At 41.1% G+C, this 24,569-nt stretch carries 19 protein-coding genes and 1 tRNA gene; 17 read left to right on the plus strand and 3 right to left on the minus strand.

Features of this window, described 5'->3' with window-relative positions; translation table 11 throughout:
- Nucleotides 1–71 precede the first annotated feature (71 nt).
- From A9239_RS06295 to A9239_RS06305, 3 genes are all read right to left on the minus strand, one after another.
- Nucleotides 72–920 carry an ATP-binding cassette domain-containing protein gene (locus tag A9239_RS06295; RefSeq protein ID WP_048122047.1) on the minus strand — a complete coding sequence of 283 codons (849 nt, stop codon included), beginning with the start codon at nt 918–920 and terminating at the stop codon, nt 72–74.
- Nucleotides 896–1,720: an energy-coupling factor transporter ATPase gene (locus tag A9239_RS06300; RefSeq protein ID WP_048122049.1), complete on the minus strand. Its 825-nt coding sequence runs from the start codon at nt 1,718–1,720 to the stop codon at nt 896–898. Before A9239_RS06300 ends, A9239_RS06295 begins: the two co-directional genes overlap by 25 nt.
- 136 nt (nt 1,721–1,856) lie before the next feature.
- Nucleotides 1,857–2,369, minus strand: a complete 513-nt coding sequence (locus tag A9239_RS06305) for a biotin transporter BioY (protein ID WP_141706393.1) — start codon at nt 2,367–2,369, stop codon at nt 1,857–1,859.
- 514 nt (nt 2,370–2,883) lie between these two features.
- On the opposite strand from A9239_RS06305, the gene A9239_RS06310 reads away from it, so the two are divergent.
- The 17 genes from A9239_RS06310 to A9239_RS06390 all read left to right on the plus strand — a co-directional run bounded on the left by A9239_RS06310 (nt 2,884) and on the right by A9239_RS06390 (nt 24,517).
- Nucleotides 2,884–2,958: transfer RNA gene (locus A9239_RS06310), tRNA-Arg, on the plus strand.
- Between the two features lie 357 nt (nt 2,959–3,315).
- Nucleotides 3,316–3,771 (plus strand): N-acetyltransferase, encoded by a 456-nt coding sequence (locus tag A9239_RS06315; RefSeq protein WP_230668947.1) that lies wholly within the window; start codon nt 3,316–3,318, stop codon nt 3,769–3,771.
- Nucleotides 3,772–3,976: 205 nt separating this feature from the next.
- Nucleotides 3,977–4,642 carry a metal-dependent transcriptional regulator gene (locus A9239_RS06320; RefSeq protein WP_048156355.1) on the plus strand — a complete coding sequence of 222 codons (666 nt, stop codon included), beginning with the start codon at nt 3,977–3,979 and terminating at the stop codon, nt 4,640–4,642.
- 117 nt (nt 4,643–4,759) lie between these two features.
- Nucleotides 4,760–6,673 carry a ferrous iron transport protein B gene (gene feoB / locus A9239_RS06325; RefSeq protein WP_141706392.1) on the plus strand — a complete coding sequence of 638 codons (1,914 nt, stop codon included), beginning with the start codon at nt 4,760–4,762 and terminating at the stop codon, nt 6,671–6,673.
- A gap of 266 nt (nt 6,674–6,939) precedes the next feature.
- Complete coding sequence (locus A9239_RS06330) at nt 6,940–7,131, plus strand: hypothetical protein (protein ID WP_230628991.1); 192 nt, start codon at nt 6,940–6,942, stop codon at nt 7,129–7,131.
- Nucleotides 7,132–7,839: 708 nt separating this feature from the next.
- Complete coding sequence (locus A9239_RS06335) at nt 7,840–8,874, plus strand: hypothetical protein (protein WP_048122061.1); 1,035 nt, start codon at nt 7,840–7,842, stop codon at nt 8,872–8,874.
- 52 nt (nt 8,875–8,926) lie between these two features.
- Nucleotides 8,927–12,454: a chromosome segregation protein SMC gene (smc, locus tag A9239_RS06340; RefSeq protein ID WP_048156358.1), complete on the plus strand. Its 3,528-nt coding sequence runs from the start codon at nt 8,927–8,929 to the stop codon at nt 12,452–12,454.
- Nucleotides 12,447–13,466 carry a ScpA family protein gene (locus tag A9239_RS06345; RefSeq protein WP_048156361.1) on the plus strand — a complete coding sequence of 340 codons (1,020 nt, stop codon included), beginning with the start codon at nt 12,447–12,449 and terminating at the stop codon, nt 13,464–13,466. Before smc ends, A9239_RS06345 begins: the two co-directional genes overlap by 8 nt.
- 57 nt (nt 13,467–13,523) lie before the next feature.
- Nucleotides 13,524–14,639, plus strand: coding sequence for an SMC-Scp complex subunit ScpB (scpB, locus tag A9239_RS06350; RefSeq protein ID WP_048156364.1), 1,116 nt, complete (start codon nt 13,524–13,526; stop codon nt 14,637–14,639).
- A gap of 193 nt (nt 14,640–14,832) precedes the next feature.
- Complete coding sequence (locus tag A9239_RS06355) at nt 14,833–15,384, plus strand: TATA-box-binding protein (RefSeq protein ID WP_048122070.1); 552 nt, start codon at nt 14,833–14,835, stop codon at nt 15,382–15,384.
- A 131-nt stretch (nt 15,385–15,515) separates the two neighbouring features.
- Nucleotides 15,516–16,433 (plus strand): S-layer glycoprotein N-glycosyltransferase AglJ, encoded by a 918-nt coding sequence (gene aglJ, locus A9239_RS06360; protein ID WP_048122072.1) that lies wholly within the window; start codon nt 15,516–15,518, stop codon nt 16,431–16,433.
- 408 nt (nt 16,434–16,841) lie between these two features.
- Complete coding sequence (gene thiC / locus A9239_RS06365; protein ID WP_048122074.1) at nt 16,842–18,128, plus strand: phosphomethylpyrimidine synthase ThiC; 1,287 nt, start codon at nt 16,842–16,844, stop codon at nt 18,126–18,128.
- Nucleotides 18,129–18,578: 450 nt separating this feature from the next.
- On the plus strand, nt 18,579–20,633 hold the full coding sequence (locus A9239_RS06370; protein ID WP_230668950.1) for a M3 family oligoendopeptidase: 2,055 nt from the start codon (nt 18,579–18,581) through the stop codon (nt 20,631–20,633).
- Between the two features lie 325 nt (nt 20,634–20,958).
- Nucleotides 20,959–21,435 carry a methylated-DNA--[protein]-cysteine S-methyltransferase gene (locus A9239_RS06375; RefSeq protein WP_048156366.1) on the plus strand — a complete coding sequence of 159 codons (477 nt, stop codon included), beginning with the start codon at nt 20,959–20,961 and terminating at the stop codon, nt 21,433–21,435.
- A gap of 53 nt (nt 21,436–21,488) precedes the next feature.
- Nucleotides 21,489–22,232, plus strand: coding sequence for an epoxyqueuosine reductase (locus A9239_RS06380; protein WP_048156368.1), 744 nt, complete (start codon nt 21,489–21,491; stop codon nt 22,230–22,232).
- 379 nt (nt 22,233–22,611) lie between these two features.
- Nucleotides 22,612–23,484, plus strand: coding sequence for an ABC transporter ATP-binding protein (locus A9239_RS06385; protein WP_048122080.1), 873 nt, complete (start codon nt 22,612–22,614; stop codon nt 23,482–23,484).
- A complete protein-coding gene (locus A9239_RS06390) occupies nt 23,474–24,517 on the plus strand; it encodes an ABC transporter permease (RefSeq protein ID WP_048156371.1) in 1,044 nt (347 codons plus the stop codon). The genes A9239_RS06385 and A9239_RS06390 overlap by 11 nt, the downstream gene beginning before the upstream one ends.
- Nucleotides 24,518–24,569: the final 52 nt, after the last annotated feature.

Raw genomic sequence — 24,569 nt, forward strand, 5'->3', positions numbered from 1 at the left:
GTTTTTGTTTATTTCAGTTTTAGTTGATTCCAGTTTTAGTTGATTCCAGTGTTAGTTGATTCCAGTTTTAGTTAATTCCCGTTTAAGTTCCCATTATCTTCTGTTCCAGGAGTCGATTTTAATTTCAGAATTTCTTTAAGAGCATCTTCAACTGTGAAGCTTGCAGTGTCTACTGGCAATCCTCTTGCTCTGAGTTCTTTCATCATAGAAGCTATAGGCGGAAGAGGCTCGAATCCTTTTTCTAGGTAGCTTTCCCGGCTCCCCTGAAAAATAATTCTTCCTTCCCTTATGAGCACTATTCTTTCCAGCAAGGGGAAGAACCCCTTAAGATTATGGGTTACAGTTATAACCGCAGTACCCTTCTCTTTAATTCTTTTAAGTGTATCAAGAATGTCCTTTTTCCCTACCGGGTCAAGCCCTGTTATTGGCTCGTCCAGAATAAGATAGTCCGGCCTGAGAGCAAGGGCGCTTGCAAGGGCAACTCTTTGCATTTCTCCTCCACTCAGGCTGAAAGGGTCTCGAGAAATCTCACTATGGTCAAGAGCAACAGCTTCAATTGCCTCATATACCCTTTCCTCGGTTTCTTTTTTCGAGTACCCAAAGTTCAGGGGCCCAAAAGCTATTTCCTCATATACGGTCTTACAAAAGAGCTGGTCAGCAGCCTGCTGAAAAACCATTCCTATCCTGCGTTTCGTCTCTCTTAAAGAAGGATCAAGACCGTCTACGCGGACGGTTCCGGTTTCCGGCTTCAAAATTCCGTTGAAAAGTTTTGTGAGAGTAGATTTCCCTGCACCTTTTTCTCCCAGAATTCCCACAAACTCTCCTTTCTCTATCCGCAGGTTGATATTTCTCAATGCGAGAGTTTCGAGAGGAGTCTTTCTGGAGTAGGAAAAACTTACGTTTTCAAGAATAATCGGCATATTTCCTCTGCAAAGCTCTGTGGAGAAGAGGTTTTTTTCCAGGGAATTACGATTCCGTGCATTTTCAGGTTCTCGGCCAGCTCAATAAGGGAAGGCAGGGCAAGCCCAAGGGTCTTGAGGGAAGCATCGGAAAAAATGCTTTCCGGTTTGCCTTCAAGCCTTATTTTCCCTTTTTCCATGACAATGACTCTGTCTGCGTCATGAAGTTCTTCGAGATTGTGAGTGATATATACAATGGTTTTTCCCTTCCTGTGCAGTTTTTTTATAGTTTCTAGAATGGTTATTCCGGACCCAGGGTCAAGCATGGAGGTTACCTCATCAAAGATAAGGCATTCAGGCCTCATTGCAAGAATTCCTGCCAGAGCTACACACTGCCCCTGTCCTCCACTCAGGGTTTTCGGAGAACGGTGTCTGTACTTCTCAAGCCCGGTTTCGGCAAGTGCCATATCAACACACTTTCGGATTTCCACAGGGGGGAGGCAAAGATTCTCTGGGCCGAAAGCCAGATCTTCTTCGACAGTCCGACCTACAAATTGAGTTTCAGGATTCTGGAACACGATACCTACGAGCTTCCTGATTCCCGGAAGTTTTGAGGGATCACGTGTGTCAATTCCACTTATCATTACCCTGCCAGCCTGTGGTTTCAGGAGTCCGCTTAGTTGAAGGGCAAGTGTGGATTTTCCACTGCCGTTTTTTCCTATTACCCCTATGAATTCCCCTTTTTTTATAACCAGATTTATATTCTCAAGCGCAAGGGTACCATCAGGATAACTGTAACTCACTTTTTCAAGCTTGATCATGTCTACTCTAAATTTTCATTATATCTTTTAAAACACATTATGATTTATTAGAGATTATTACAAATTATTATAATATTTATTGAAAATTTGAGTTTTGCCTTTATTTTTATTTATAAAAAATTAAAAGAAAGTAATTTTATAGCTTGTAGGTTGAAGCAATATATGCGGCAACTCCAGTTTTTATGATTTCACCGAGCAGAAAAGGAATGACACCAAGAGCAAGGGCTGCTCCAGGTCCAATGTCAGCTACAAACATCAATTGAATAAATCCGCATGTATAGAGAATCAGGACTCCTGCACTCATATTAAGGGCATTGATAAAGAAACCGGATTTATCAGCCTTTTCAGCCTTTTCGGAAAGCTTTCCTATAACATAAGCCGCCAGAATGAAGCCAGTTATGTACCCACCTGTGGGCCCAAGAAGCACTCCCATTCCAGAACTGCCTCCTGCAAACACAGGAAGTCCTGCTATGCCGAGAAGGGTATACACTATCATGCTCAAGCCTCCCCATTTGCTTTTCAACATACTTCCTGCAAGCAGGACAAAGAATACCTGCAGTGTAACAGGGACAGGAGAGAAAGGTATAGGAATCTGTATATAAGCCCCTACGGCGGCCAGAGCTGCAAAAAGAGATGCGAAAACCATCATTCTTAGTTCAGGAGTCCGATTGAAATAAGGCTCTTTGTTTTTTATGTACACATTTTTTCCTCTTATGAATTGTACTCAGCTTTTCTCATTTTTCTCTTTTTTAAGCCTGTCAAAGTTGCTTACATCCCTGAATTGGCAGGCATGAAAATTCAGTGCAAATTTAAAGCTGTAATATATAGAAACTGAAATATAGAAACTGAAATATAGAAACTGAAATATAGAAACTGAAGCCTCGAGTAACCTTGTCAGCTTTATAATGATAACTTCATAACGGTTAATTCCAGTCCTGAAAGCTATATAGCAACTGAAAATTCAAAGTATTGTTAACCATTTTTGAGTTAAAGGTTTACATTTGATTTAAAACTTTCCTGAAATCGCAGTTCTTGTTTTCAGGCATACATTTATCCCATCCGGAGCGATAATTAAATATACATCTTATACCGGTATTATGGATCACCTGAAATGCAAATTCAGCAGGTAGTTGAAAAAATGTATTGTTAGGGAAGTATTTCATGGGCGTGTGGCCTAGCCAGGATATGGCGGCAGCCTCCTAAGCTGTAAATCGGGGGTTCAAATCCCTTCACGCCCGCTAATTTCTTTTAATCTGTAGTTTCCTTAATTCGTATTCTTTTAGCCTCTTTTTTCAGTTTTATCACGAAATAAAAGTCTATTTTTGAAGTCCGGGGTTTCCAACTCTAAGGCGTTATGGACATGCCTGCTCAGAAGAACCAGATATTTCTGAACTACTACCTTTCTGAACTACTACCTTTCTGAACTACTACCTTTCTGAACTACTACCTGTGTAAATATTCGTGGAAACAATGGAAAATATTTTATCTGGAAAGTAAGTATTCCATAGCAGTATAACAATACATTTTTATTGATCATAGCTCAGTGCATTCTACTTCATTAGAACAGAAAAATGCTAACCCAGAGGAAACACGAATTGATTAGAAAAGCCAGAGTAAATGACGTAGTTGTAATGAAACAAATCATCAATACTTATTCGAAGGAAGAGCTAATGCTTGCCCGTTCGCTGAGTGAGATGTATGAGAATATTAGAGATTATTACGTCTGCGAGATTGATGGGGAAGTTGTGGGCTGCTGTGCCCTGCATGTAGTATGGGAAGACCTTGCAGAGATACTTGCCCTTGCTGTGCACCCGGTATGTGCAAGAAAGGGAATAGGTACAAAGCTTGTCTCGGCCTGTCTTGAGGACGCTAAAAACCTTGGTATGAAAGAAGTTTTCGCACTTACTTATGTGCCTGGCTTTTTCGAGACATTGGACTTTAAGGTTGTAGACAAAAACACCCTTCCCAGAAAGATCTGGTCCGGTTGTTTGAGATGCCCTAAGTTTCCGGATTGTAACGAAATTGCTGTTATGAAGTCGATTAATCCCTGAATAGCTTTAGAAATTCTTCTTTGAAATCCTTCTTTTCTATTTTTTGAGCCTAAGACTTTAAATTCAAAACTACAGGATTTCGATTTGCAGTGTTTAAAATAAATATAAATAGCCAATAATCAAAAATTATTTATTCAGGCAGTTACATTTTTAGGCTATCCTAATTATCGGTTTGGAGTCCGGCATATGCTGGCGGGATGATGTAATGCAGATAGATCGATTTGAAGAATATCTTGAAACTATTCTCTACCTAATTAGAAAAAATCAGAACCCTGCAAAGACCAAACAGATCTCTGAAGAACTCAACGTATCTCCGCCAAGCGTGACGGAAATGATAAAAAAGTTACATTCTTCGGGACTTGTGGAGTATACACCTTATCAGGGAGTTGAATTAACAAAAAAAGGAACTGATCAGGCTATAAAGATCAAAAGGAAACACCAGGTACTTGAAACTTTTCTGGTTGACGTCCTTGATTTTGATAGGAAGGAAGCCCATAAAGAAGCCTGTGAACTTGAGCATGCGGTCTCAGATGCCGTACTTGAAAAGATCTACGAATTTCTGGGATGCCCTGAGTATTGCCCTGACGGGAACCCGATCAATATTGATAAAAATAATATCGTGCAAGAGGAAGAATTTGTCCCACTTGATGAAATGGAAGAAGGAAGTTCAGGCAGAGTTGTCCGGGTGACTCTTCCAAGAGAGACGAAAGAACGCCTGATCTCCCTTGGCATTCTTGCGGGAGAAGATATTAAAGTCAGGCGAAAGCAAAAACAGGGCTGTATCTCGGTTATAGCAGTAGGGTCGGAAATTGCTCTCGGAAAGGATATTGCAAAGAAAATTTTCATAGCTCCGAAGGGCAGAAACGTGTAAAAAAAACATAGAGAAGGCATATAACTGGCATGGAGTAAAATAACCGAAGACGCAGTAGGAATTTCCAGCTCATGCTGTACTTCCGAAAGCGAAAGTCAGAGCAAAAGCCCCTATGATTTGACAATAGCTTTCATAGGCAACCCAAGTGTTGGAAAAAGCGTTTTTTTCAGCAGGCTTACAGGGGTAGGAGTCGAGGTCTCAAATTATCCTGGCACGACAGTTGCACTTAAAAAAGGAATTGTAAAAGCTAGGGGAAAAACTATTGAAATAGTTGACCTGCCAGGAATTTATTCTCTTGGAGTCACAAACGAAGATGAGAAAGTAACCAAGCAATTTTTGATTGAGGAACGGCCGGATATTGTTATCAATGTCGTTGACGCAAGCAGGCTCGAAAGGAATCTGTACCTGACCCTGCAGCTTCTGGAACTCGATATCCCTATGGTTATTGCGTTAAATCAGGTAGATCTGGCTGCAGACCTCGGGATTCTCGTTGATACAGACGAACTCTCCGAACTACTTGGCCTACCTGTAGTACCAACAGTTGCGACCTGGGGAGTAGGGCTTGATGAAGTAATGCTTGTAGCCCTTGACGAACAGAATAAGACTCAAGAGCACCACAGGGTAAGATATAGCCAGTGGATCCAGCAGGCTCTTTCTAACCTTGACTATACCTTTCCCAATATACCTCCAATCGTAAAAATGGCAGCTCTACTAAACGATGCCGAGTTTGTAGAACTCTACTGTATGCCACCTGAAGCTAATGCCTTGCTTTCTTCTGGCAGGCGGTTAAGGCAAAACCTGGAGATAGAACAGAGGATTTCAGTACCTGATACTGTTGCAAGAGACCTCTATGGAGAAGCAGGATATATTGTGGACCGCGTGGTTTCAAGGTTTGAACCTAAAAAAAATATAAGGGAAAGAATCGATGCAATCCTTACCTCCCCTAATTTCGGAATTGCAGTGCTCATATCTGCCCTGCTCATTACATTCCTTCTTGTTTTCCGGGTAGGAGGATTCCTCGAGACCTGGATTGTGAATGAAATCTTTGAGCCTCATGTGATTCTTCCTGCCGAAGCCGCAACTTCTGGCATGTCGCCTGTCCTGAAAAACCTGATCGTGTATTCTCTTCGAGGAGTAGAGGCCGGATTTGCAATCGCAATTCCATATATTGCAGTCTTTTATGCCATTCTTTCAATATTCGAGGATTCGGGGTATCTTACCAGAGCAGCTTTTCTGCTTGACAATCTTACCCATAAGCTTGGGCTTCACGGAAGAGCCGTGATTCCGCTGGTTCTCGGCTTTGGCTGCAACGTCCCTGCAATTATGGCAGTGCATTCCCTTGGCACACGGCGGGAAAAGAGGATAGCTTCCATTTTGATATCTCTAATTCCCTGCTCTGCGCGAACTGTCATTATCCTTGGGCTTGTAGGAACTTTTGTAGGTTTTTGGCCTGCAGTTTCAATCTATGTTCTGGAGATCGTCATTATTACCGGAGTGGGTTTAATTCTAGGGAAAAGTCTGCCAGGTCAGAGAAGTGGATTCATCATGGAAATGACTCCTCTCAGAAAGCCCGAATTGAAATCTACCCTCAGGAAGACGTGGATGAAAAGCCGGGAATTTCTATATATAGCGTTTCCGCTTCTGCTCGTTGGAAGTGCTTTTCTGGGGGTTGCCGACGCACTGGGACTTCTTTCAATCTTCCAGGACTTTGTAGAGCCTATATCCGTGGGCCTGCTGGGCCTTCCGGCATTTGCGGCGACTGCCCTGGTATTTGGGATTCTCCGAAAGGAAATGGCGCTTCAGATCCTTGCCGTACTTGCAGGTACGGCCAATTTTGCAGCTGTAATGACACCTCTCCAGATGTACCAATTTGCTGTAATTACGACAATCTATATGCCGTGTGTAGCAACGATTGCAGTACTGAGGCACGAACTAGGTACAAAGGATACGGCTTTGATAGTTATTTTCACCATACTGCTGGCTCTCGGAGTGGGCATTTTGATTCGGATTTTTGGGCCGTATTTCCTTTGATTTCTTTTTTCTGTTTTTAGACTCCGCTGCAGATTTTATTGTCCCGGCTTTCCTCAAAAGTAACTGTCTTTTTCTACAGTCTACGTAGGTTATTTTATGAAAGGAAAATTTCTCTAATTGGGCATAACATTTATATATTGATAAGATTGTTTTCTTCTTTTTAAAATATTCTGCCTTTACCGCAAATTATTAATATTCGATACATAGTGTTATTCCCGATGACCCGAATTACCACTCACTTACACAAAAACGTGTTGAGTGTTATTATGGATATAATTGAAATGGATCATTTCCGCGAGCCTGAACTCGATGAGGTTCAATATTTCCTTGAAAGCACCGGAACTCACGGTTCCATTGTTAATGAAACTGCTGTGGAAATGGACTGTACCTCCTCAAAAATCCAAGCAAGGGAGAATGTACTGGTCGATTTTGAGAGCTCCTTTTCATCCATGAACTAACACTTTCCCTAAAATTTATCCCCTTTATTGGAATCCAACTCTTTAACTCCTTGTATTTTGAAGTTAAGCTTGGGTTTCATTCCTCTATTTTGTAGTATTATGAACCACGATGAACCTTTTCTCTCGGGGTTTCCCTGTAAATCTACATGGGGTTTGAACATAATTCTTACTCGATTTGTTCAGGGATGAAATATTTGGGCAGTTATCTCTATTTATTGCTTTTTATCACAGGCATTTATCACAGGCATATCGAAAAATATTTATTCAAATTTTCATTAAAGTTGTTTCTCTTTGTTTCCTAATTTTCTTTTGTTTCCTAATTTTCTTTTGTTTCCTAATTTTCTTTTGTTTCCTAATTTTCTTTTGTAATCTGATTTTCCTTACCCTTTTTCTGTTGTTTCCTTAAAGGTCAGTTTTCATTTTTGGAAACTATATATCTCGGTCTTCCTGCATATCCAGCCCGATTTACTGAGTATTTCAACAAAGATTAAATAAAAAGATTTTTGTTCCTCTTTATCAAGAGTTATATAAGACAAGAAAAACTATCGATTACCATATATATTTAAAGAAAGATTACATGTACTTTGTACATATTATTTAACTTCCTATGATCTAATCAATTTAATTATTAATGTGCTGGCTGCCTTGTCACCAGAAAATTCCAGGCTGTCAGGAAATCGGAACCCGAACATCATAAGAGGTATTTTTATGAGAACTGGACAGAGGGACGTGCATAATACACCGCTTAAAAGGCGACTATCGATAACCTATGAGGAGCTCGAGACTCTCAAAAAATCGATAAAGGTTTCGGTTCTCAATGAACTGCGGGCCGAAATGGAAAACACTTCCGATCAGGACTCCATCAAGGATCTTGTCCTCTCCGAAATCAGGACAGAGCTTATGGGGATCCCTAACCCTGCTTCACTCAAAGCTTCAATCCTGAACGAATTAAGAACGGAATTGAAAACATCAGGGGAAAATGGCTCGGAAGCGGCTGACCGGAAGCTGAGGGAACTTGCAGGCATTCAGGATGGACTTGTCCGCGAATTGCTTGACCAGAAAATGCTTATAAAGAAACTGGAAACACAGATCGGAGATCTCGCTAAACAACTGGAAGACACAAAAAAGGCTACTCCAGTTGCTCCACCTTCTGTAGTTCTGTCTTCTCCTTCTGTTGTTCCATCTTCTATTAATCGGACTCTTTCTGAAGACCCTCTGGACCTTCCGCCTCTCTCCAAAAAACCCAAACAAAAACCTGAGCTTAAAAAAGAAAACCCGGTATACAGATTGGGTAAATTCAAAGAAGCCCCTGCTCCCCTACCAGGTACACGCGCAAAGATTCAGCTGAAGCTCAGGGAGGTTGAGCCGGCAGATCTTGACAGAGAAGAAGCCGAAACAAAGTGTGAATATATTATTGCAGAAAGTGGAGATAAAAGAGGGCTTAGAGGCACTGTTAGACATGGACCATCGGTTAGACCATCGATTAGAGAACCTGCCAGGCAACAACCGCCAATAAGAACACAGTTCAGTAAGCCAACTTCAGGATCGTCGTTACCTGAAAGGCAACCTTCTACTGTTAAAAAGAGTCCTGTGGAAACAAAACCTGCCGATGATTATAAATGTGAGTATATAATCGCCGAGAGACCTTCGAAAAAGCACTTAATAGAAGAGGCTGTGGATGTGCGGGAAAATGAAGATGCCGAGCTTATTACATGTAGCCGGAAAAATTCTCGGGAGAAATAAAGCTTAAAAAGACAGAAACATTCTCAAAAACGTAAGATTACAGAGGCATTCTGTGTATATAAAAGAGATTGAATTTGTTAATTTTAAGTCTTTCGGAAAAAAAGTAAAGATTCCCTTTTATAACGACTTTACTACAATTTCAGGTCCGAACGGGAGTGGAAAGTCTAACATAATAGATGGGATTCTTTTTGCACTCGGGCTCACAAGTTCAAGGACCCTTCGCGCTGAAAAACTTACAGATCTGATTTACAACGGCGATGCGTCAAAGAAGCCTGATTTTGCTCAGGTTACGATCCGTTTTGACAACTCGGACCATAAGTTACCCATAGAGCTTGACGAAGTTGAAGTCTCAAGAAAGGTTCGGCGGACAAAAAGCGGGTATTATAGCTATTTTTATTTCAATGGAAAGGCCGTAAGTCTTGGAGAAATCCATTCTCAGCTTGAAAAAGCCGGGATAACGCCTGAAGGTTACAATGTGGTTATGCAAGGAGATGTAACGCAGATTATCTCCATGACCTCTGTAGAAAGAAGAAAGATTATAGACGAAATCGCAGGGGTTGCAGAATTTGACGAACGTAAGCAAAAGGCACTTGGAGAACTGGAAGTCGTCAGACAGCAAATCGAGCGCGTGGATATAATCCTTGAAGAGGTACGCACACAGCTAGGAAAACTGGCAGGAGAACGCGACCAGGCCTTAAAATATCAAGCGCTCAAGGCTGAAAAAGTAAAATTTGAAGGATATCTCCTACTTTCCAAACTCAAGGACGCGAGGGCTGAACTGCAAAATGTAGATAAAGAACTCGCAGGCAAAGAAGAGCATTTTGAAAAAGTCCAGCTCCTCCTGAATGAGAGAATGCAGGAACTTCAGGCACTTGAAAAAACCTTGGAAGAGCTTTCGGTTGAAATCCGAAAAAAAGGGGAGGACGAACAGCTTCAGGTTAAGAGGGAGATCGAAGAGACAAAGGGAGAAATTTCTCGCTGCGTAGATAGCATCGAGCTTTCGGAATCCGAACTTGAGGAAGCTGATTCACGGCGCAGGAAAGCCTTTGTAGAGATCGATTCCACCAAGGGCAAGGTAGAGGAACTCGAAGAAAAAATTGAAGCCGAAAACCTGAGAAAAGAAAGCATTTCTTCAGAGCTTTCCGAGCGCAAAACCGAGCGTATGCTGCTCCAGAGCAGGATTGCGGATGTGGACGCAAAATTTGCTGCTACACGGGATGAGCTCATGGCTGCCAGGAAGAAGCTTGAGGATGTAAAAAACGAGAAAAATGAGTTAATCCGAAACGAAGACCGGCTCCTTGATACCCTCCGAAGAAAATCTTTAGAACTCCGGGAGATAGAAAACCAGATCAAAGACGCTGAAGCCGCAGTTGCTACTTCTGACAGTGATACGCTTTCTGTCAAGTACGAGCTTGAAAAGCTTTCTGAAAACCTGGAATCTCTTATCCGAGACCGTGATGATATTGAAAGCAGCCATTTCAGGATAAAGGAAGATATCAGGAAACTTGAGAACAGGCTTCACGACCTCCAGCAGGAGTACACAATCACAGAGGCAAGAGTGCGGTCATCGGAACAGGGCGGAGGCTATTCCAGGGCTGTGGAAATGGTAATAGGAGCTGCAAGGCAGGAGGACCTTTTTGGAATTCATGGGACCATTGCCCAGCTTGGAAGAGTGGACAGGCAATACTCAACAGCTCTGGAAATTGCTGCGGGAAACCGGATGCAGGCAATTGTTGTGGACACGGACGCTGATGCTGCCGAAGCAATCGAGTACCTGAAGCGGAGAAAAGGAGGAAGAGCAACCTTCCTCCCCCTCAACAAACTGAGAGAGCCCAGGCGGCTTGAAAATCTAAGTTACGAAAACGGAGTAATAGGATACGCAATTGACCTTATTCAATTTGATTCTGGTTTTGAGTCTGCTTTCTGGTACGTTTTTCAGGATACTCTTGTTATGGAAAACCTTGAAAGTGCCCGCCGCCTCATGGGAAAGGCAAGAATGGTAACCCTTGAAGGCGAACTTCTGGAAAAGAGCGGAGCAATGGTAGGAGGGTCGATATCCTCGAAATCGGGCACTTCTTTTGCGGCTGCAGAAAAAGACAAACTGCTTGAGCTTGCAGAGGAGATCAAATCCCTGGATGCAAGCCGGAATGCAGCAATAAGCAAGCAGGACAGCATTGAAAGCCATCTTTTCGAACTGAGTAGGAAAATTCGGGACTGTGAAGCTACGATTTCACGAAAAGAGAACCAGCTTGATGAAATTGCAGGCAGGGAAGCAAAACTTGCTGAACTTCTTGAAGCAAAACAGGCTGATCTTAAAGCAATTGAAGAGTCCAGAACCGAACTCGGGACTGAAATGGATAGGGTAACTGCGGAAAAAACTGATAAGGAAAAGGCCGCGTCTGAACTTGAGGAACAGATCTCAGGACTTGAAGCAAAACTTGCGGATTCACCTCTGCCTGAAATCAATAAAAAGATAGAATTCGTTGATGAGGAACTCCGCAGGCTGGATGGTCGAATCCGGGATACTGAAGCCACGTTAAATGCCCTGCAGCTTGAAAAAGAGTATGCTGAACAGAAAATTGACGAAGCAAAGGAACTTATAAAGGAACTTGATGAGAAGAAAGCTTCAAGAATGAAAAAAGTTAACTCTCTGAAGATAAAAATAAAGGAATTAGAGGAAAAACTTGAGGAAAAGAAAGCCAGAGAGATCGAGCTTTCGGATGAACTGATAGGGCTCCAGCAAGAACGGGAAAAGGTTCAGGCCGAACACAATGCGGTCAAGCGCAGGGTAAGTACTGCCTCAACTACACTTGAAAAAGCAAAGCAACAGGTGCTTACGCTGACGGCTACAAAAAATGCGCTTTTAGGTCAGGAAAAGCAGTTTGTCGAAGAACTCCTGAAAAGAGGCATAGAAGAGACTGATGAGGTTCCAAATTACGAAACCGTTTACATGCGGATTCAGGCAATTGACGAAGCCCTCAGGCAACTTGAACCCGTAAACATGAGAGCAATTGACGAGTATAATGAGGTAGAGTTAAGACTTTCGGATTTGCAAGGAAAGCGGGATACTCTCTTTACCGAGAGAGAGCAGCTCCTTGAGCGCATTGACCAGTATGAGCAGTTAAAACGAGATGCCTTTATGGAAGCCTATACAAGCATTAATGCCAACTTCAAGGAGATTTTCCATGAGCTTTCCGACGGGGTGGGTGAACTCTTGCTTGATGATCCTGATGACCCTTTTGCAGGAGGGATGACTATTCAGGCGCAGCCCAAGGAAAAAACTCTCCAGCGGATCGAGGCAATGTCTGGAGGAGAAAAAAGCCTTACCGCACTTGCATTCATTTTCGCGATCCAGCAATACCGTCCTGCTCCCTTCTATGCTTTTGATGAAATTGATATGTTTCTTGACGGCTGGAATGTGGAAAGGGTTTCAAAACGCGTTAAAACCTCAGGATCAAAAGTCCAGTTTATTGTTGTCTCCTTAAGAAAACCTATGATCCAGGCCGCATCAAGGACAATAGGGGTTACAATGCAGGAAAATAACCTCACGAGTATTACCGGAGTGAAACTTAATGGCTGAGCTTATGGATAACGCGGGCACAGCGCTTGAAGTTCCTCGTCTTCAGGCTCGTACGGTTTCTGAATCCAGAGAAAATAACTCTATTTTTATGGAATCCGAAACTTATGGGCTGCCAGGTACTCTTTCATACCTTGGAATCGATTGGGACCTGCTTGATATTTCAGAGTTTAAGACCTCCGAACCTCTGGGCATACTGGTTGAGCTTGCAAGGGTCGGAAAAATCGATCCATGGGATATAGACATAGTACAGCTTACTGACGGTTTCCTGAAAAAGGTGGAAGAGCTCAAGCAGATGGACCTTAGAATTTCTTCAAGGACGCTTCTTTATTCTGCTATTCTCCTGCGCATGAAATCTTCGGGAATCCTTGATGTGGAAGAGGAAGAGATTGATACATTTGATTCGGATTTTCCTGATGATCCCGATTTCCCTGAGCCTGCAGATTTTCCTATCCCGAAACTTCCAGTTCGTCGTGTATCCACAAGGCCGGTAACACTCAATGAACTGATTCTTGAACTCAAGAAAGCCGAAAAATGCCTCTCAAGAAAAAATGAAAAAAAAGCCAGACAGATTTCAGAAGAATCCAATCCTCGCCCTAAGCTTACTACCGGAGATGTCCTTGGCATTGCACATGACGAAGCTATCAGCTCGCGGTTGTCCCTGATGTGGGAAAGGCTTGCCGAACTATTTACGAAGCAGTCTGTAGTGGTTTTTTCGAGTATACTGAAGGGAAGCGAAGACAGAATTATGGATTATCTTTCTCTTCTTTTCCTTGCCTCAAGCAAGAAAATCTGGCTTTTCCAGAATGAGCTTTTCGAAGAATTATACATCTATCCGGGAGAAGAGTCCGGCTTTTCCACCGAGGCAAATCCACCCCTCTTTCATGAGATGTTAATAAAATCAAAAACTGAAATTTCTAAGCCTGAAACTGAAGATTCTTCAGAGCTAAATTCTACAGAAGAGATCTCTCTGCATGAAAACACTGATAAAGAGCCTGAGTTAACCGTACATTGATATTTACTAATTAACTTAATTAAGAAAAAATTTATCCCTTTTCTGGAAGTGAAATTTATGAGTGAGCTTGAGATTATCGAAGCTGCGCTTTTTGCTGCTGGCAGGGCAATAAGCCTCGAAAAGCTTACAAAAATTACAGGAAAACCCAAAAAAGCCGTCCTTTCGGCAATACAGAAATTGACAGAGATTTATTCTTCCCGAGGATCCGGGATTGAGATTCTTGATCTTGGGGAGCGGTATGTTATGCAGGTCAAGCCCGAATACTCCGAGCTTATGCGGGAAGTCGCCCCAAAAGAGCTTTCAGCCCCAAAACTTCGTACCCTTTCCATGATTGCCTATCATCAGCCCCTGCTACAGTCAGACCTCATTGATATGAGAGGAAGCGGAGCCTATGATCATATAAAGGATCTTGTAGAGCGGGGTTTTGTAGAGTCCGTGCCCTGCGGGAGAAGCAGGCAGCTTTCAACAACCCCTCTTTTTGCAGATTACTTCGGGCTTAAAAGAAATGACCCTAAAGACATAAAAGAGAAAATCCTTGACCTTTTGAGATCCCAGGCAGGGCAGAGTGAGATCGACTTCTGGATAGGAAAGAAAACCATTGTTGTGACTCCCATGTATGAATCTCTTATGAGCATGTGCGGGATAAGGGAATACTTCGTAGCCAATGCCTACTCACCTTCGAAAGAGGAAATCTCCCGCCTGCTTGAAGCCGATGTTGTCGTGGTCTCGGCCGGTTACTCTGATACGGTACGACAGTACTGCGACGGAGAGATCCTTGAGATGCATTCAACAACTTTTGAAGACCTTATCGAAGCAGTTACCTTACTTACTGAAGAACTTCCCGATGAGGTAGACTCCAAAACAGTGGAAAAAAACATAAAGAAGATTCAAGAAACAAGGGAAAGATATGTTTCTGCTGCCGTTCTTATCGAGAAGAAGGTCAAGCCGGCAACTGAAATGATTTCAAGAATCGTAAATGACCTTTCCCTTGGAATTTCTGCAGAGGGAGTTCTTATCGCACCTGACTATGGGGTTTCGAAAAGCGGAGTTAAAATTGAAAAAGGGGCTCAGATCCTCATACCCACACACCGCAGTGTTGCAGGTGACCTTCTCCAGAGAGTCTGTGCAAAGTATGATTCTATTCTTGAGGGCCTTGAGAGGTTAAAAGACTGATATGCCTTATTGATGCACAATCTTCCTCATCTCTGGTTATTTTTTTTGAATTACGGGCGCCCTTAATTTAAATTTTTCTGTGGCATTTATATTCTATATATAAAGCATTTATATAGTAGCCGGGGCATTTAACTATAGCTTTATATACTGGGCAGAGGATATTACCTTTGCTTTATATACTGAGGGTTGACTAATGAGCGAATCTAGCATCAAGATCGAAAATGTGGTTGCATCCACTAAACTCGCTGAAGAATTCGACTTAACCGTTATCGAATCAAGGTTCGAAGGAGCCGAATACAACAAGCAGAAGTTTCCCGGGCTCGTTTACAGAGTTTCAGATCCTAAAGCTGCATTCCTGGTCTTTACTTCCGGTAAGGTTGTCTGTACAGGAGCAAAAAACGTTGCCGATGTACATACAGTTATAGGCAACATGGCGAAAAAGCTGAACAGTATAGGGATTACGACTATAGAGAACCCTCAGATTACTGTCCAGAACATTGTTGCTTCTGCAGACCTGCATACTATTCTGAACCTGAACGCAATTGCAATAGGGCTTGGCCTTGAAAATATTGAATACGAGCCTGAGCAGTTCCCTGGCCTTGTGTACAGGATCGATGACCCCAAAGTAGTTGTGCTTATTTTCAGCTCTGGAAAACTGGTAGTTACAGGTGGCAAAACCCCTGAAGATTGCGAGAGGGGGGTTGAAGTCGTCCGCCAGCAGCTCGACAACATGGGGCTTTTATAAGAACCCTCAATTATATTAATGTACCACTTTTCGAGAAGTAAAATAACTGATAAATTATAAACTGAGAAATCATACAATAAAACGGATTCTGCGGTGCGCGTAGAGGTTCCGGTAAAGGATATGTGTGAGACGTGAACAGCGCAGATGTTTGTATTCTTATTCCCACCCTGAACGAAGCTGCAACAATAGGGCAGCTTATCAAGGACTTCAAGCAGGAAGGCTTTTCCAATATTCTGGTAATTGATGGGAACAGCAAGGACGGCACAGGGCAAATTGCAAAAGCCGAAGGCGCAAAAGTTGTCATGCAAACCGGAAAAGGTAAAGGGCAGGCAATGATTCAGGCTTTCGGGCTTATAGAGAGCCCTTACGTAATAATGGTTGATGGTGACGGGACATATCTTGCCCAAGAGGCTCATTCCATTCTCAAGCCTGTGCTGGAAGGCCATGCTGACCACGTTATAGGCAACCGGCTGGAGAAGTACTCCCAGGGAGCTTTTACGAGGCTCAATCTTGTGGGCAACCATTTGATAAATATGTTTTTTGACATTGCATATGGCGTGAAATTAAAAGACATTCTCTCTGGATACCGTGCGTTTACGCTTGAAAGCGTAAAGGAACTTGAGCTTAATAAGACAGGTTTCGAAATCGAGACCGAAATTTCTGTGGAATGTATTCTTAAAAGACAGAAGGTTGAAGAAGTCCCTATCACTTACTTGCCAAGAAGTGAAAAAGGTTCAACCAAGCTAAATCCGGTAAAAGATGGATTCAGAATCGGGTCTACTATCTATAAGCTTGCAAAATTACATAATCCAATGTTTTACTTTGGAATTATAGGGTTCATCTTAATCATTACAGGCCTGTTCACAGGAACCTTTATTGTAGTCGAGTGGTTCCGGGGAACAGATCATATCCCGCTTACGATTCTTACAACCCTATTGATCATATTCGGTCTTCAGATGTTTATCTTCGGGACTTTGAGTGATTTCATATTAACTCTCCATAGGCAAACAGTCCGGCTAATCATGGAGCAGAATAAACAGAAAAAGTAAAGAACCCTCATAAAAACGATTTGTATTTTTATTATTTATTTTTTACAGTGCCCACTTGTTTGGATTTCTTCTTTTTGCGATAATTTCCAGGTATCTGATATCTCGAATCTCTTTTTATTTTGATATTTTCTTCACCTTCTCCGAAAAACGTAAAAACAAGTTTACTTGCTTTTTATTCAAAGAAAGTTTGGTATATATTTATAAAATATTTATTTTAATTCAACATTTCATGTTTTTCAATAACTATAGACGTGTAAGTAAAGTAAACTTGATTACGGTTAAAGTTAGTTTTTTAAAAAGTGTTATATATAATTACGCGCCTTTTATGATCTAACTCACTCTTGCCCTAATTACAAATTAATCTTACAGACACATTTTACAGATGATCAAAAGCTTGAGGTTAATAATATGACGATCGTGGAAGATGCACAAAAAGGAATTATTACTGAAGAAATGAAGATTGTTGCAAAGAACGAAGGACTTGATCCTGAATTCATCCGTCGTGGTGTTGCAGCCGGAAGAATTGTTATTCCAACCTCCCCATACAGGCAGGTAAAGATCTGCGGTATAGGAGAAGGGCTCAGGACCAAAGTTAATGCATCCATCGGTGTATCCTCAGACATTGTTGATGTAGACATGGAAATTAAAAAAGCCCAGGCTGCCGAAGCTGCAGGTGCAGATACCCTTATGGAGCTCGGAACTGGTGGAGACTTCCTTGCAATCAGGAAAAAAGTCATTGACAGCATTTCCCTTTCAGTCGGTTCAGTTCCTCTTTACCAGGCTTTCATTGAAGCCGCAAGGAAACACGGCTCAATCGTGGATATGACCGAAGACGAACTCTTCAAGGCAACCGAAGACCAGGCAAAGCTTGGAACCAACTTCATGGCAATTCACACAGGAATCAACAATATCACCATGGACCGCCTTAAAGCCCATGGCAGGTACGGTGGCCTCTGTTCCCGTGGTGGCGCCTTTATGACTTCCTGGATGCTCCACAACGAAAAGGAAAATCCACTTTATGCAAACTTTGATTACCTTGTTGAAATCCTCAAGGAACACGAAGTAGTCCTTTCTACCGGAAACGGCATGCGTGCAGGTGCAATCCACGATGCAACCGACCGTGCCCAGATCCAGGAATTAATTATTAACTCCGAACTGGCCGACAGAGCCCACAAGCAGGGTGTGCAGGTCATTGTCGAAGGTCCGGGCCATGTCCCTCTCGACCAGATAGGAACCAACGTAAAACTCATGAAGGAAATGAGCGGTCACAAGCCATTCTACATGCTCGGTCCACTTGTAACTGACATCGCACCAGGCTACGACCACATCGTAACTGCAATCGGAGCATCGGTTTCTGCTTCATATGGCTGTGACTTCCTTTGCTATGTAACTCCTGCAGAACACCTCGCCCTTCCAAACCTTGAAGATGTTATCACAGGAGTCAAAACCTCAAAGATTGCAGCTCACGTAGGCGATATGGTAAAATATCCAGACAGGGCAAGAGAACAAGACCTTGCTATGGGCAGAGCTAGAAGAGAGCTCGACTGGGAAAAGATGTACTCACTTGCAATAGACCCAGAACACGCAAGAGAAGTAAGGAACAGCAGGGCTCCCGAAGATTCTGACGCCTGCACAATGTGCGGTAACTTCTGTGCTCTCAAGATCGTCAACCAGAACTACAACCTCGCAAAATAAGCAGGTACAGTAAATTCTCAAAGTGAAGCCTTCGGGCTTTACTAATCTCACTTTTTAAATTTCGTTTTAAGCTACTTTTATTCTTTTGTTCTCACTCATTTTATTTCGTTACTTTATTTTTCAGTAAACTTCGAGATCCTATTTGATTAATTAATTGATTTTTATAGTCTTGGACGCAACTATTTACACTTGAGTTCTCGTAACGAACTAGAAACACAACTCTTCGGATCAGAAAATGGACCAGTTAAATTTTGAGTGTAATTCTTTGCGTAAAAGACTATAATTTTCATATTCAATTCGCGTTTTTACCACTTTGGCAGATTAAAATCGATAACTTTTTACATAGATATCTTAAAAATATCCAAAGTTATTCTTATTGTTTTATTGTTATCTCGAAATATTCTTTTCAAAAATCTTGATCATTTCCTATACTTGCCAGGGGTGGATTTTATGAGACAAAAATCAGGTAAAAGGTTAGCTCTCGGAATAGTTAAAGGACTCATTACCTTAGGGTTATTACTTTCCTTTGCAACGTTTTCAGAATGCAGTGCTTCTACAGAAATTACGAATTCTTCTGAAATATTATACATGGGACAACCGTTTGAAAAACTAAATCCCAATGAGGTTACAACTGAATGGAATAACTCATATCTCTTCAACAGCAAGGAAGATGCCTTAAAAGAACTTGAGGTATTAAACAATAGATCCGAAGAAATAAACGAAACTTTTCGTCCGAAATTTGAGAATCTGTCAGGATCTGTTTTACTGAATTATCTAAATGCTGATAAGGAATTTTCAAAATCTCTTGAGGTTCTGTATGTTTATGCATATACTCAGAACAGCAAAAATGTTAGTGATCCATTTTTTGCGTCTCTTCTTATGGACTCACAGAATCTGGTTACTGAATATGGAAAAGCCACTTCATTTGCAACTGTAAAATTGTCTTCACTCAATAAGGAAGAGTGGGACAGGCTTTTTTCCGAAGAGCCAAAACTTGAGGAGTACAGGCCTTATCTTGAAGCTAAGTATATGAGGTTTTCAGACCACAGGGCAATGAATGAATCTCAGGCTGCGTATATTGCAGATCTTGAAAACCAGCGCATGAAACTGGAAACTGAGGCGTTTTCGGAAATTACGAATAACGTCACAATGGCAGGAAATATAACGCTTGCTAATGGAGATGAATATTCTGTCAATTCCCAATCATACAATACTTTACTATCAACAGATCAAAATCGGGAAGACAGAAAGAAATGTTATGATAAGAGGTTTTACCACTTAATTAACGAATCCGATTCTATGGCAGCTCTCTATTCAGAAAAAGCCCGGCTTGACGATCTTGATGCAAGAGAACTGAACTATACAGATTGCTATAACTACACTCTCTATAGTGCCTATCTTAACCGTACTCAGATTGATGAGATGAATACGGTTTTCAAAGAGAGAAAAGATGTTTTTGAAGACTATAACGAGTTCAGGAAAAACAAACTGGGACTTGAAAAGCTCAAACCATACGACCTTCTACTGCAGTTGACGGATCAGCCTGGTAAGAATTATACGTATGTGGAAGCTTTGCAGGAAATCCAGAATTCGTATTCTAGAATGGACCCCCGCTTCAATGAAATTTTTTTAAAAATGGTAACTGGGAATTTCGTAGATGTATATCCGGATCCTGAACACGGGAAACAGCCAGGAGGTTACACTTACAGTTTATGTTCTTTAAAGTCTCCAGCCCTTGTATTTCTCAACTACAATGGCCTTATCAGCGACCAGAAGGCCATTACTCATGAACTTGGACATGGGATTAATTTCTACCTTATGGGTAACTCTGTCGATTATCTTTACTGCTCAGGTCCGATTTATGAAATGGAAGTCCCTTCAACTTTTAACGAAGAACTTTTTGTTGATTACGTGATTCAAAATTCCGATAAAGAAACTGCAGTTAATGTACTCTCCCAGCATATAGGAGAATACCAGAACTACTTTACTCGCCAGCCTATGATTACGGAATTTGAATATAAAGCACACCAGCTATGTGCTGAAAACGGGACAGCCAGCGGAGCCGACCTCAATGCGATCTGGACAAATCTCTCTAAAGAGTATGGGAGCGACTCGGTGGAATATTATGATGAGGATTCTGCAGAATGGGCCTATATTAACCATATTTACTTAACAAACAATTACTATACCTTCAACTACGCAGTTTCAAAGGCAATAACTCTCTCCCTTTTCAAACAGTATAAGGAAGACCCGGAAACTTTCAACAAAAACTACATTGCGTACCTCTCGGCAGGCTCGACAATGCCGCCTGAAGAAAAACTCAAAAAATATTTTGGGATCGAAATCAACAGACAGCTTTTTGAAGATGCAATGGACGTTGTTGAGTTGAGGATTCAAGAACTCAATGAACTGGAAGCAAAAAAGAGTGCAAATGAGTCTGGTTCTGCCGCAAAAAGTCTGAATACTTCTGGATTTTTCTGGACAGGCGAATATAAAAACAAATGAACCTGAGTACTTAGGTAAAACACATTTAGTGATTCAGGTAAACCACGCTTAAAACCTTCAGGTAAAACGCACTTAAACGTTTCAGGTAAAATAAATGAGGGTTAATGGTACTTAAGTGCCTTTAACCTTCAATTTCTTTTTTGCAAAGGGCATTTCTTCCAGTTATTTTTCATCTATTTCTTTTTTGCATAGGGCATTTCTTTAGTTATTTCTCACCTGTAAAAACCTATCCTGTTCAGCGAACTTTCTTATTTTAGCCGTTGAATAAAGATTTCTATCAGAAGCAATACAATTATTTGCAACAACGTTTCTGGAAACGAACAAAATGTATTATCATATAATCGAATCTCCAATCGGTCCCATTCTTCTGGCAGGGGATGAAAAAGGGCTGAAACATCTTAATTTCTTAAAAGGCAAGAAAAAAATAGAAATCCCTGCTGACTGGATAGAAAATAAAAAGTTTTTCAGGGAGGCTGCAAGGCAGCTTGAAGCTTATTTTTCCGGGAAACTAGAATCTTTTGACCTTAAACTGGCTCCTGAAGGAACGGATTTTCAAAAGTCTGTCTGGAAAGCTTTATGCGAAATCCCTTATGGAGAGACCCGAACTTACAAAGAGATAGCTGTATCTATCGGAAAGCAAAAGGCCTATAGGGCTGTAGGGCTTGCAAATAACCGAAATCCGATTGCAATAATTATTCCCTGCCACAGGGTAATAGGCTCAGACGGAAAACTTACAGGTTATGCGAGTGGACTGGATATAAAGGAATTTTTATTGAAACTTGAAGAAAACAATTTGAAATAAGAATAACACAAAAATTCGATCTAAATTCTCTGTAATTAGCAGGAGAAATCATCATGGAGCTTAAAAAAAAGATTGAAAGCATTATCAAAGAAGCCGTAGCAAGTCCAGGCACTGAGACTAGATATCGTGAACCTCTCATAGGCTATGCTTCAGCAAATGACCCAATTTTTGATGACATGAAGAAAATCATTGGTCCTCACCACCTGCTCCCTAAAGAGAGTTTCCCCGAAGCAAAAACTGTTGTTTCCTTCTTCCTACCGTTTGAAAAAAAACTTGTGAATCTGAACTGGCAGTCTCCTGATCCTGTAAAAGAATGGATTCAGGCCAAAAGTGAAACCGACTGTCTCATAGGGAAAATAAACGAAAAAATAAAGGCTGAGCTGGCAGAAGAGAATATACAGTCAGTTGTGCCTGGAACTGATTTTGATTATAAGAGTAAAGGCTTCGACGTTACCTGGTCTCATAAAAGTGCTGCTTATGCTGCGGGTCTGGGAACTTTTGGCGTAAACCAGATGCTGATCACAAAAGCCGGATGTGCAGGCCGTTTTGGGACTTTGCTGATTTCTGCCGAAATTCCTCCAAATCCACGCCCGAAAGAAGAGTTCTGCCGCTACAAAAAAGGAGAGAGATGTCTTGTATGTGTGGACAGGTGCCCGGCTGGGGCTCTCAGCATAAGAGGACTTGATAAAGAAAAATGCTACAAGTATCTTCAGAAAAACGCCAGAGCTTTTCCCGAACTTAATCAGTTTGCCTGCGGAAAATGTGCAACCGGACCCTGTGCTCTCAGATCTCGCTGAAAAATCTTTTATCTTCTTTTTAATTTATTACATCGGGAGCGAAGAGGGTTCACTTCATCACCATTCTTTACATGCTTTCCGACAATTACCACTAATAATAATCAAATTCCTTATCTTTTTGGTAATACAATATATTACAAATAAGAAAAGGTTTAAGATCAACAACGTTTATAAAATATTACATTATTTGCCGAAAGAATACAGTTAGTTTATACTTGGTTGCAATGTGAACCAATTTAGCTAGTCTCTTACAGGGTTGAATGTTTCAGATCCTAAATCTTATGAGATTTCGAGAGAATTTATCCACATGCTAAGAAATTTAATTGCGCTGATAAATATATCGATGTGGAACAAAGGATAAGTATGCAAATATTCTGAAATGGCTGGCGATACCGTGGATAAAGAGATAGTTACTGAGAATGTATCTAAAAAATATGGTGATTTCGAGGCTGTGAAGAGTATTTCATTCAGTATCAAAAAAGGAACTATATTTGGACTTTTGGGCCCAAACGGAGCAGGAAAATCCACTACTATCAAGATTCTTACCTGTCAATTTCCTCCTACCTCTGGTACTGCATACATTGGAGGATTAAACACCGTATTGGATGCAGTAAAGATAAAAAAGAAAATCGGCGTTGTTTTTGAGTCTCAAAACCTGTACGAAGAATTATCGGTTTATGAGAATCTCAACTTTTTCCGCCAGTTATACAACTCTCCGAAAGAAAGAATAAATGAAGTTCTGAAGATTGTAGGAATGGAAAAGTATCAGAAAAACAAAGTAAAGACTTTTTCAAAAGGCATGAAACAAAAGATAATGATTTCTCGAGCCCTTCTCAATGATCCTGAGGTTTTATTTCTGGATGAGCCCGGAAGCGGATTGGACCCACGTTCAGCAAGGGAAATAAGGCAGATGATTCTTGGTCTTAAAGAACAGGGCAAAACAATTCTCATAACGACACATAATATGGAGGAAGCAGATTTTCTATGCGACTTCCTGGCTATTATACATAAGGGCTCTATAATAGCTATGGACACACCTGGAAATCTGAAAAAAAGGTATGGTGAAGATGTTCTGATGATCAAGACTGTAAAAGGAGATATTTACGAATCGCCGCTAAATACAAAAGCCAGTAGCGACATTTTTGAGAAACTCTCTGAAAATAATCAGATATCCCTTGTACATTCAAAAGAAGCTACAATTGAAGATGTTTTCATAAAATTAACCGGGGAGAAATTGACTGATGAATCTTAACGTTGTACTGGCTATCTTTAGAAAAGACTTAATATCATCGGTAAAAAGCAAAAATTTATTGATAATACTACTCACTCCAATCTTTTTGTCAGTTCTCTTTAACTCTACGGTTTCATTGACTGATAACACCATAGTACCCATTGCAGTTTATGATAAAGGTTCCAATGCAGATTTTATTGAATATCTAAGTTCGAGAGATAACTATGACGTAATTATTGCAGACTCTGCTAGTAAATCCGAAGAGCTACTTTATAACCAAAAAGTTGCAGCCGTTATGCTTGTACCGGAAGGCTTCAGTGCCGACATAAAAAATGGACTAAACCCTTCCCTGAATATCATTGTCAACCCTTATGAGGCAAAATCAGCTGCGTTTTTGCAAACTTATAAAGATATCATCATGGACTTTGCAGAACAGAAGTATCCAGTGAATGTTATCTTAAATACGCTCCCTGAAGACTTGCAGTCCAGATTTAACATTCCTATATGGATTATGTTTACTGTAGTATTTGTTGGAATGATGGTTTTACCAAATACGCTGACTACAGAGAAAGAGAAAAAAACCCTTGATGCAATACTTGTGTCACCAGCTTCGGAAAAAGATGTGATTTATGGCAAATCGTTTTTTGGACTATTCCTGACAATACTGATATCTCTGGTTATAATTATTATAAATAGAGGTTTCGTCGGAAACTTCCTATCGACCGCTGTTTTTATAATTCTCGGTTCTGCAGTATTCACAGGCCTTGGGCTTCTGATTGCCAGTTACGCTGATAACTACTCTTCGGCATCTCTGCTTTCCACAATTTTCATGGCACCTCTGATTTTACTTGCTCTGCTAGCCGATTTATCTCAAGAGATTGAGTATATCGCTCATCTTGTACCAAGCACCTACGTGTTTTACGGCATAAAAAGTGCTATGTTGAATAACTCCAGAATCTCTGACCTTTATCCTGAAGTTGGAATCCTTCTTATATTTAATATTCTTGTATATGCGCTGACATTTCGCGTTCTCAAGAAGAAGAGAGATATATGAACTTTTGATTATGTTTTGCAGAAAGGTTTTGTATTTATGGCTAGAATACCGA

Source organism: Methanosarcina sp. A14 (assembly GCF_001729375.1).
Taxonomy (GTDB): Archaea; Halobacteriota; Methanosarcinia; order Methanosarcinales; family Methanosarcinaceae; genus Methanosarcina; species Methanosarcina barkeri.

Bases quoted from the DNA above. Each gene is read 5' to 3' on its own strand.
- A9239_RS06295 (WP_048122047.1), bottom strand. From the start codon at position 920: ATGCCGATTATTCTTGAAAACGTAAGTTTTTCCTACTCCAGAAAGACT.
- A9239_RS06300 (WP_048122049.1), bottom strand. From the start codon at position 1,720: ATGATCAAGCTTGAAAAAGTGAGTTACAGTTATCCTGATGGTACCCTT.
- A9239_RS06305 (WP_141706393.1), bottom strand. From the start codon at position 2,369: ATGATGGTTTTCGCATCTCTTTTTGCAGCTCTGGCCGCCGTAGGGGCT.
- A9239_RS06320 (WP_048156355.1), top strand. From the start codon at position 3,977: ATGCAGATAGATCGATTTGAAGAATATCTTGAAACTATTCTCTACCTA.
- A9239_RS06330 (WP_230628991.1), top strand. From the start codon at position 6,940: ATGGATATAATTGAAATGGATCATTTCCGCGAGCCTGAACTCGATGAG.
- A9239_RS06335 (WP_048122061.1), top strand. From the start codon at position 7,840: ATGAGAACTGGACAGAGGGACGTGCATAATACACCGCTTAAAAGGCGA.
- A9239_RS06345 (WP_048156361.1), top strand. From the start codon at position 12,447: ATGGCTGAGCTTATGGATAACGCGGGCACAGCGCTTGAAGTTCCTCGT.
- scpB (WP_048156364.1), top strand. From the start codon at position 13,524: ATGAGTGAGCTTGAGATTATCGAAGCTGCGCTTTTTGCTGCTGGCAGG.
- A9239_RS06355 (WP_048122070.1), top strand. From the start codon at position 14,833: ATGAGCGAATCTAGCATCAAGATCGAAAATGTGGTTGCATCCACTAAA.
- thiC (WP_048122074.1), top strand. From the start codon at position 16,842: ATGACGATCGTGGAAGATGCACAAAAAGGAATTATTACTGAAGAAATG.
- A9239_RS06370 (WP_230668950.1), top strand. From the start codon at position 18,579: ATGAGACAAAAATCAGGTAAAAGGTTAGCTCTCGGAATAGTTAAAGGA.
- A9239_RS06375 (WP_048156366.1), top strand. From the start codon at position 20,959: ATGTATTATCATATAATCGAATCTCCAATCGGTCCCATTCTTCTGGCA.
- A9239_RS06380 (WP_048156368.1), top strand. From the start codon at position 21,489: ATGGAGCTTAAAAAAAAGATTGAAAGCATTATCAAAGAAGCCGTAGCA.
- A9239_RS06385 (WP_048122080.1), top strand. From the start codon at position 22,612: ATGGCTGGCGATACCGTGGATAAAGAGATAGTTACTGAGAATGTATCT.
- A9239_RS06390 (WP_048156371.1), top strand. From the start codon at position 23,474: ATGAATCTTAACGTTGTACTGGCTATCTTTAGAAAAGACTTAATATCA.